This is a genomic window from Agrobacterium sp. RAC06, from assembly GCF_001713475.1.
GTDB lineage: Bacteria > Pseudomonadota > Alphaproteobacteria > Rhizobiales > Rhizobiaceae > Allorhizobium.
In genome coordinates this window covers 2867954-2877500 of sequence record NZ_CP016499.1, presented here as the reverse complement: position 1 = coordinate 2877500, position 9547 = coordinate 2867954, and the positions used below count along the sequence as shown (strand labels likewise).

At 58.0% G+C, this 9547-nt stretch carries 6 protein-coding genes, 1 tRNA gene and 2 rRNA genes; 3 read left to right on the top strand and 6 right to left on the bottom strand.

Annotation, left to right across the window (positions count from 1 at the left end; genetic code table 11):
• The first annotated feature begins 116 nt into the window (after positions 1-116).
• The 3 genes from BSY240_RS13895 to BSY240_RS13885 all read left to right on the top strand — a co-directional run bounded on the left by BSY240_RS13895 (position 117) and on the right by BSY240_RS13885 (position 3400).
• A 23S ribosomal RNA gene (locus tag BSY240_RS13895) occupies positions 117-2915 on the top strand.
• 117 nt (positions 2916-3032) lie between these two features.
• Positions 3033-3147 (top strand): 5S ribosomal RNA (rrf, locus tag BSY240_RS13890).
• A gap of 176 nt (positions 3148-3323) precedes the next feature.
• A tRNA-Met gene (locus BSY240_RS13885) sits at positions 3324-3400 on the top strand.
• Positions 3401-3489: 89 nt separating this feature from the next.
• Here the strand turns inward: BSY240_RS13885 and BSY240_RS13880 are convergent.
• Genes BSY240_RS13880 through BSY240_RS13855 form a run of 6 tightly spaced genes read right to left on the bottom strand, consistent with a single transcriptional unit; the run spans position 3490 to position 9539 of the window.
• Entirely contained in the window at positions 3490-4377 is an 888-nt protein-coding gene (locus BSY240_RS13880) for an SMP-30/gluconolactonase/LRE family protein (protein ID WP_069042702.1), read from the bottom strand.
• Between the two features lie 22 nt (positions 4378-4399).
• On the bottom strand, positions 4400-5167 hold the full coding sequence (gene otnI / locus BSY240_RS13875) for a 2-oxo-tetronate isomerase (protein ID WP_069042701.1): 768 nt from the start codon (positions 5165-5167) through the stop codon (positions 4400-4402).
• A 1-nt stretch (position 5168) separates the two neighbouring features.
• Positions 5169-6083, bottom strand: a complete 915-nt coding sequence (ltnD, locus tag BSY240_RS13870) for an L-threonate dehydrogenase (protein ID WP_069042700.1) — start codon at positions 6081-6083, stop codon at positions 5169-5171.
• Positions 6083-7057 (bottom strand): ABC transporter permease, encoded by a 975-nt coding sequence (locus BSY240_RS13865; RefSeq protein ID WP_069042699.1) that lies wholly within the window; start codon positions 7055-7057, stop codon positions 6083-6085. Before BSY240_RS13865 ends, ltnD begins: the two co-directional genes overlap by 1 nt.
• Positions 7054-8022: an ABC transporter permease gene (locus tag BSY240_RS13860; protein WP_069042698.1), complete on the bottom strand. Its 969-nt coding sequence runs from the start codon at positions 8020-8022 to the stop codon at positions 7054-7056. Before BSY240_RS13860 ends, BSY240_RS13865 begins: the two co-directional genes overlap by 4 nt.
• Positions 8019-9539, bottom strand: a complete 1521-nt coding sequence (locus BSY240_RS13855; RefSeq protein WP_069042697.1) for a sugar ABC transporter ATP-binding protein — start codon at positions 9537-9539, stop codon at positions 8019-8021. The genes BSY240_RS13860 and BSY240_RS13855 overlap by 4 nt, the downstream gene beginning before the upstream one ends.
• Positions 9540-9547: the final 8 nt, after the last annotated feature.

Below are 9547 nucleotides of genomic sequence, written 5' to 3'. Positions count from 1 at the left end.
CAGACTTGTCGAACACGTCGATGGCATCTGAATGGTCTGGTTGTAAAAGGTAGCCGGATTGCTGGATCTGACCGCAAGGTCTGATTGAGCTATAGATGAGCATTGGCAATGAGAACGATTAAGTGTCGTAAGGGCATTTGGTGGATGCCTTGGCATGCACAGGCGAAGAAGGACGTGATACGCTGCGAAAAGCCGTGGGGAGCTGCGAATAAGCTTTGATCCATGGATATCCGAATGGGGAAACCCACCTTAAATGCTTGGAGAATCCAAACTGATCGCAAGGTCGGCTTGGGTTTCCAAGCATTGTGATAAGGTATCTAACTCTGAATACATAGGGGTTAGAAGCGAACGCAGGGAACTGAAACATCTAAGTACCTGCAGGAAAGGACATCAACCGAGACTCCGCAAGTAGTGGCGAGCGAACGCGGACCAGGCCAGTGGCAATGAGGAATAAAGCTGAACAGGTTGGAAAACCTGGCTAGAGTGGGTGATAGCCCCGTAAGCGTAGAACACTCATTGTCCTTGAGTAAGGCGGGACACGTGAAATCCTGTCTGAACATGGGGAGACCACTCTCCAAGCCTAAGTACTCGTGCATGACCGATAGCGAACAAGTACCGTGAGGGAAAGGTGAAAAGCACCCCGACAAGGGGAGTGAAATAGAACCTGAAACCGGATGCCTACAAGCAGTCGGAGGGCGCAAGCCTGACGGCGTACCTTTTGTATAATGGGTCAACGACTTAGTGTAACTAGCAAGCTTAAGCCGGTAGGTGTAGGCGCAGCGAAAGCGAGTGTTAATAGCGCGTTCAGTTAGTTGCATTAGACCCGAAACCGAGTGATCTAGCCATGAGCAGGCTGAAGGTTGGGTAACACCAACTGGAGGGCCGAACCCATATCTGTTGCAATAGATCGGGATGACTTGTGGCTAGGGGTGAAAGGCCAATCAAACTCGGAGATAGCTGGTTCTCCGCGAAATCTATTTAGGTAGAGCGTCGACCGAATACCCCAGGGGGTAGAGCACTGGATGGGCTATGGGGACTCACCGTCTTACTGATCCTAACCAAACTCCGAATACCTGGGAGTACTAGTCGGCAGACACACGGCGGGTGCTAACGTCCGTCGTGAAGAGGGCAACAACCCTGACCTCCAGCTAAGGTCCCCAAGTCATGGCTAAGTGGGAAAGGATGTGAGGATCCCAAAACAACCAGGATGTTGGCTTAGAAGCAGCCATCATTTAAAGAAAGCGTAACAGCTCACTGGTCTAAATAAGGGTCTTTGCGCCGAAAATGTAACGGGGCTAAAGCCATGCACCGAAGCTGAGGATTTGCAGTTTACTGCAAGTGGTAGCGGAGCGTTCCGTAAGCCTGTGAAGGGGTACCCGTGAGGGGCCCTGGAGGTATCGGAAGTGCGAATGTTGACATGAGTAACGATAAAGGGGGTGAGAGACCCCCTCGCCGAAAGACCAAGGGTTCCTGCTTAAAGTTAATCTGAGCAGGGTTAGCCGGCCCCTAAGATGAGGCAGAAATGCGTAGTCGATGGGAACCACGTTAATATTCGTGGGCCTGGTGGTAGTGACGGATCGCGTAACTTGTTCATTCTTATTGGATTGAATGGGCGAGGAAGCGGTTCCAGGAAATAGCTCCACCGTACAGACCGTACCCGAAACCGACACAGGTGGTCAGGTAGAGTATACCAAGGCGCTTGAGAGAACTATGTTGAAGGAACTCGGCAAATTGCACGCGTAACTTCGGAAGAAGCGTGACCCCTTTATACGCAAGTGTAATGGGGTGGCACAGACCAGGGGGTAGCGACTGTTTATCAAAAACACAGGGCTCTGCGAAGTCGCAAGACGACGTATAGGGTCTGACGCCTGCCCGGTGCTGGAAGGTTAAGAGGAGAGGTGCAAGCTTTGAATCGAAGCCCCAGTAAACGGCGGCCGTAACTATAACGGTCCTAAGGTAGCGAAATTCCTTGTCGGGTAAGTTCCGACCTGCACGAATGGCGTAACGACTTCCCCGCTGTCTCCAACATAGACTCAGTGAAATTGAATTCCCCGTGAAGATGCGGGGTTCCTGCGGTCAGACGGAAAGACCCCGTGCACCTTTACTATAGCTTTACACTGGCATTCGTGTCGGCATGTGTAGGATAGGTGGTAGGCTTTGAAGCAGGGACGCCAGTTTCTGTGGAGCCATCCTTGAAATACCACCCTTATCGTCATGGATGTCTAACCGCGGTCCGTCATCCGGATCCGGGACAGTGTATGGTGGGTAGTTTGACTGGGGCGGTCGCCTCCGAAAGAGTAACGGAGGCGCGCGATGGTGGGCTCAGACCGGTCGGAAATCGGTCGTCGAGTGCAATGGCATAAGCCCGCCTGACTGCGAGACTGACAAGTCGAGCAGAGACGAAAGTCGGTCATAGTGATCCGGTGGTCCCGTGTGGAAGGGCCATCGCTCAACGGATAAAAGGTACGCCGGGGATAACAGGCTGATGACCCCCAAGAGTCCATATCGACGGGGTTGTTTGGCACCTCGATGTCGGCTCATCGCATCCTGGGGCTGGAGCAGGTCCCAAGGGTTTGGCTGTTCGCCAATTAAAGCGGTACGTGAGCTGGGTTCAGAACGTCGTGAGACAGTTCGGTCCCTATCTGCCGTGGGTGTAGGAATATTGACAGGATCTGTCCCTAGTACGAGAGGACCGGGATGGACATATCTCTGGTGGACCTGTTGTCCTGCCAAGGGCATAGCAGGGTAGCTATATATGGAAGGGATAACCGCTGAAGGCATCTAAGCGGGAAACCCACCTGAAAACGAGTATTCCCTATCAGAGCCGTGGAAGACGACCACGTTGATAGGACGGGTGTGGAAGTGCAGTAATGCATGAAGCTTACCGTTACTAATAGCTCGATTGGCTTGATCGTTCTCATTGACCATGCTCATCGGCCCGGACAAAACCGGGCGATGATGCCAAATACGTGTTCAAAAAGACAAACAGGTAATCCCTGTACCAGCTTCTCAACAACATTGCCCTTAGCCGACCTGGTGGTCATGGCGGGGTGGCTGCACCCGTTCCCATTCCGAACACGGCCGTGAAACGCCCCAGCGCCAATGGTACTTCGTCTCAAGACGCGGGAGAGTAGGTCGCTGCCAGGTCTGCTAAAGGCAATGTTGTCAGGTTTTGTAAAAGCAAATACCTCAGGTTTTGCATCGCAAATACACCAATCTTCTCAACACAAAATCGGCCCAAGCCGAAAACATCGGGCCGCATAAAGCGGCCCTTTTTGCTTGGTAAGAACTCTCAAGCGCAACAATCATAGTTGCGCTCTTGGCGCGGGGTGGAGCAGCCCGGTAGCTCGTCAGGCTCATAACCTGAAGGCCGCAGGTTCAAATCCTGCCCCCGCAACCAAAATCTCGAAAAAAACGCCATATACTGAAAAGCTCCTCGCAAAACACGAGGAGCTTTTGGCGTTTCGTAGGCTCCGTCAATTCCTCAGGCTAGCCTCTCGCATTGAGGTACACAGCGAACAGGGATCGCGTGGCAGTGATGTAGAGGCGGTTTTTCTCCCGCCCTCCAAAGCAAACATTGCTCACTGTCTCGGGAATCAGGATCTTGCCGATGAGCGTCCCATCAGGCCCAAGGCAATGGACGCCATCGCCCGCACTCGTCCATACATGTCCTGATTGATCAATGCGAACGCCATCATACATGCCGTTAGGGCACTCGGAAAACACACGACCGGAGGCTGGCTTCGCCGATGTATCCAAAGCATAGGCCATGAGCTTAGCCGGCTGAACACCGCTGTCGACCACGTACAAGGTCTGTTCGTCACGCGACAAGGCGAGCCCGTTCGGCTGCTGCAAATTGGTGATGATGGCCTCAAGCTGACCGTCGGGTGTGAGCCGGTAGACGTTTCGGCTTCCGATTTCGCTTTCCGCGAGAGATCCCTCATAAGGGGTCGAGATGCCATAGCTTGGATCGGTGAACCAGATACTGCCTTTGCTGTCCGCAATCACGTCGTTTGGCGAATTCAGCCGTTTGCCACCGAAACTCTCGGCGAGAGTTGTCAGGCTACCATCATGCTCTCGGCGAGTGACGCGCCGAGTAAAGTGCTCGCAGGAAATTACCCGTCCTTCACGATCGAGAGTATGGCCGTTGGCAAAGTTGGACGGAGCTTCGAAAATCGCAACCGTCTCGTTTACCTCGTCGTATCGCAGGACACGATTGTTCGGGATGTCCGAGAAGAGCAGATGGCGTGCCGCCGGCACGTAGACTGGCCCCTCCAGCCAGCGTCCGCCGGTGTAGAGTTGGTCGACATGCACATTCGGCAGGATCAGCGATTTGAACGCCGGGTCAACGATCTCGAACCAATCCGTGTAACGCATTCCACCCAAGCTCCCGACAAGATTAGAGTTTGTTCATCCAGCCAAGCCCCTCGCGGGTACCCGCAGCCGGGCGATATTCGCAGCCGACATAACCGAGGTAGCCGACCGCATCGATCTCGCCGAAGATCCTGCGGTCATCGAGCTCTCCGGTCATAGGTTCGTGCCGCTCCGGCACCGAGGCGATCTGGATATGACCGATGATTGGCGCCATCTGCCGCAGCGCCATAATCACGTCCCCATGCAGGATTTGCCGGTGATAGACGTCAAACTGCAGCTTCACATGTGCCGCATCCATTTCGCCGAGGAAGTCGACCGCGCGGTTGAAGTCGTTGAGGAAATAACCCGGCATGTCGCGACCGTTGATTGGCTCTATCACGAGACCGATGCCAGCCTCGCCAGTGCGGTCGGTCGCGTGCTTCAGGTTGTTGCGATAGGTGACGATCGCGGCCGGATCGGTGGCCGGTGCAATTCCCGCCATCATGTGCAGAAGCGGCGTGCCGATGACCTTGGCATAGGCGATGGCCATATCCAGGGCTGCTGCGAAATCCGCCTCGCGTCCGGGCAGTGCGGCCATGCCGCGCTCGCCAGCCACCCAGTCGCCGGGCGGCATGTTGAACAGCGCCTGGGCAAGGCCCGCAGCCTGCAGCCTCTCGGCGACGAGTTCGGCCGGATGGTCGTAAGGGAAGAGATATTCCACCGCTGTGAAGCCGCAGTCGGCTGCGGCCGCGAAACGGTCGAGGAAGAGCACCTCGTTGAACATCATCGACAGATTGGCAGCAAATTTGGGCATGTCAGTCCTCGTCTTCCATGCCGGGCAGCTTGAGGCCGGAAACCTTCGCGAGCAGGCGCGCCACCGAGCTGTCGTCGTCCCGGCCCATGCCGGCGGCCTCGGTCATGATGAAGAGCTGAAGCGCAGCACTTGCGATCGGCAGAGGGAACTTCGTCTGGCGACCAATATCGGAGACGATGCCGAGATCCTTGGTGAAGATCGCAACCGCGCTGTGCGGCGTGTAATCGCCTTCCAGCACATGCGGGATTCGGTTTTCGAACATCCAGCTGTTGCCGGCCGACTTGGTAATCACGTCGAAGACGCGTGAAATGTCGAGGTCGAGGCTCTTGGCGAAGGTAATCGCCTCGCAGGCAGCAGCGATGTGTACCCCTGCCAGCAGCTGGTTGACGATCTTGAACGAGGAGCCGATGCCGGGCTGGTCACCGAGTTCGTAGACTGTTCCCGCCATCGCATCGAGCGCCGGTCGTGCTGCAGCAAAGGCTGCCTTCGAGCCGGAGGCCATAAAGGTCAGCTGACCAGCTTCGGCCTTTTTCGAGCCGCCGCTGATCGGACCATCGACATAAAGAAGGCCAGCTTCCTCGACGCAGGCGGCAAAGCGCTTGGCCTCTGACGGCGAGATGGTGGCGCAGGCGATCACCACTCCGCCGGGCTTCATGGCAGATAAGACACCGTTTTCGGCAAACAGCACGGTCTCGGTCTGTGCCGCATTGACCACGACGACGACGGCAATGTCGGCGCCGGTTGCCGCATCGGCGGGACTTTTGGTAGCGGCGGCGCCAGCGGCTTCAAGCGCGTTCAGCGCATCGGCACTGATGTCAAAGCCACGCACGGCATGTCCGGCCCGGACCAGCGAGCGCGCCATGCCGAGGCCCATGGAGCCGAGGCCGACGACGGCGACGGACGGAAGGTGAGACATCAGCGAAAGCTCCTTTTGTAGCCACGGATCAAAAGCATGGCCAGAATGATGACACCGAAGACAATCTGCCTGAAGGCTTCCGGCATCTGCAGCACAGAGAGGATAGAGGACAGGAGTGTGATGAAGATGGCCCCAACGATGGTGCCGCCATATCCACCCTGGCCTCCCATGATCGACGTTCCACCGATGACCACAGCGGTGATAACAGGCAGCATATAGGGGTCGCCCATGCCCTGATAGGCCTGGTTGGCATAGCCGGCGAGCAGGATGGCGCCAATCGCCGTAAAGACGCCGGCGACGACGAAGGTGAGGGTAGTGACGAGCCGCACGCGAATGCCGGAGAGGTAGGCGGCTTTTTCCGAATTGCCCATGGCAATCAGATATTTGCCGTAGACGGTCCGGTGCAGTAGGTAAAACATGGCCGCCATCACCACCAGCCAGAACAGGAAGGCATTGGGGATGCCGAAACTGCGCTCGAGTGACAGCGTGATCGAGAGTGGTGGAGCCATGCCGCGCGGCTTGAAGCCGCCGGTGAAGAAGACCACGGTCCCGATCAGCATTGAGTTCATCGCCAGCGTCCAAACCATCGACGGCAGGCGCAGGAAGGCCACGCCAATGCCGTTGATCAGGCCGATCAGGGCGCCGGTGAGTAGCCCGATCGGAATAGCAAGAGCAGCCAATGTCGGATCCTGGGAGCCCGCTACCGTCGTAGTGACGATGGCGATTGCTGTAATTGCGGCCGGCACCGAAAGATCGATATGGCCAAGCAGGATAACCAGCGTGGCGCCGGCCGCAATGATCCCGAGGAAAGAGGCGATCTGCAGTTGCTGCAGGATATAACCCGCCGTCAGAAATGTCGGCAGAATGGTTCCGCCGGCGGCCAGCAGCAGGCCGCAGCCGATTGCAACAATGAGAACGGCAGGATCGACGGGAAGGCTGGGCCTTGTTGGCCCTGATATCGTGCGGTCGGTCATTGGGCGAACAACTTCAGTTTGTTGCGGATGCGCAGCACGCCGACGGAGCCGAAGGCAATCGCGAGCGCCAGGATCAGCCCCTCGAAAAAGGGCTGGGCGAGGGGAGGAAGGCCGGAGAAGAACATCAGCGAGGCGACGGTCTTCAACAGCATGGCGCCGACGGCGACGCCGATTGCCGTGCCGATGCCACCGGCAAGCGACACACCGCCAAGCACGATCGCTGCAATCGAGTTCAGAGTGTAGGTCGGACCGATGCCGGCATCGCCGGTCATCGTGACCATGGAGACATAAAGCCCCGCCATGCCGGCCATCAGCCCGCCCAGTACATGGGCGGAGATGCGCATGGATGTCGTGTTGATGCCGGTGAGCTGCGCCGAATGCTCGTTGGCTCCAAGTGCTTTCAGCGCCATGCCGAAACTCGTCTTGCGCAGCACGATGGTGATCACAAGCACGGTGACAATGATTAGTATCAGAGAGGTCGGGATAGGGCCGATCGCGTAGGTGAAGGCATCGGAAAGCTCGGAGTTTACACCGCCGCCTGGCGTCGGCCTGAGGTAAAGCGCGATGCCGGAATAGATCGCGCCGGTGGCGAGGGTCGCGACGATCGGCGGCACGTTGCCGAAGCAGACGAAGAGGCCCGTGAACAACCCGCAGGCCATGCCGACCAAAAGAACGGCAGCCATGCCGAAAACAAGCGATCCGCCGTCGCCGGCCAGTGCGAAGGAAGCCGTGACATTGGTGAGTGCCACGACGGCACCGACCGAGAGGTCTATGCCGCGTACCAGGACAACAAAGAACTGAGCGAAGGCGGCAAACACCAGGAGCGCGGACTGGTTGGACCAGATCGTCAGTACATAGGTGGAGAGCCCCCGCGGATGGGTGGCGATGTAGAGCACGAAGAGGGCGACAAAAGCGATGGTCGGGATGATGACGCGCAGGTTGCGTCGGATGTAGAGCGCGGTCATTGCACGGTCTCCGGCGCTGATGGGGCAGTGCTGAGGCCCATGGCGGCTGAAATCAGGTTTTCAGGCGTCAGTGTGTCGCCGTTGAGTTCCCGCGCGATGCGGCCACGATAGAAGACTGCGACCCGATCGCAGAGATGCACGAGCTCTTCGTAATCCGTCGATTGCATGACGATGGCGATGCCCTGTCCGGCAAGGTCGGTGAGCAGGCGGTAGATCTGCGCCTTGGTCTTCACGTCGATGCCGCGGGTGGGATCGAGCAGCAGCAGGCAGCGTGGTCCAAGCGCCAGCCATTTGGCAAGCAGCACCTTTTGTTGGTTGCCACCCGACAGCGACATGACGGGGTCGGTGAGCTGGCCATAGGTCAGTTCGAGGCGTTCGAGAAGGGCGAGGCAGCGGGCGTCGAGCGCTTCGCTGTCGCCGTGAAGTCCGATGCCGGCAAGCCGCATGTTGTCTGATATCGACAGCGGCTGGATCATGCCCTCGGTCTTGCGGTCCTCGGGAACCAGAGCGATGCCGATCTCCGGTGACTTCGACCGATGCGGCGAGCGGCGCTCATAGATTTTGCCGGAGAGCTCGATCGACCCGCTGACGCCCGAGAGTGTGCCAAAGATCGCTTCGAGCACGCGCTGCTGGCCCTGGCCTTCGAGGCCACCGAGACCATAGATCTCGCCGGGGCGTACCGTGAAGCCGACGTCGAAGAGCTCACCGGCGAAGGACAAGTCCTTGATGGAAAGAAGCGGCGCAACATTTGCGGGCATGGCCGGACGCGGTGGCGGGAAAAGCCGGTCCATTGTCTCGCCGATCATCAGCGACACGATGCTCTGGTTGTCGATCGTGCCTGCCGGGAAGGTGTGGACATGCTGTCCGGCGCGAAACACAGAAATCGTGTCGGCGAGGGCCTCGACCTCGTGGAAACGATGGGAAATGAACAGTATGCAGCAACCTTCGTCGCGCAGTTTGCGGATGACGGTGAACACTTTCTCGACGGCGGAGGCGCCGAGTGCGGAGGTGGCCTCATCGAGGATGAGAAGACGCGGTTTCTGGTAGAGCGCCTTGGCGATTTCCACCCGCTGCCGGTCTGCGAGAGAGAGTTCCTCCACGGGCGTGTCGAGAGAAATGCTCTCGGCACCGATCAGGTCGAGGGCTGCACGGGCTTCGTCATAGGCTTTGGCGAGCATGAAGCCGAAGCGTGTTTGCGGGCGGGCAAGCGTGATGTTGTCGCCAACGGAGAGTGTCGGCAGGAGCGAGAGTTCCTGGAACATGCAGACGATGCCGGCGGCAGACGCCTGGCGCGTTCCGGAAAACCGGATGGGCCTGCCCTCGAGGCGGATCTCGCCGGTCGTTGGCTGGATGGCCCCGGAAAGCAGTTTCATCAGGGTCGATTTGCCGGCGCCGTTTTCGCCGAGGATGGCGTGCACGGAGCCCGGTCGGGCGGAGAAATCGATCGTCTTCAGGGCCTGGATCGGCCCATAGGACTTCGAAATCCCCGAAAGCTCGATGAGCGGAGCTGTCGTCATTCTGGCAT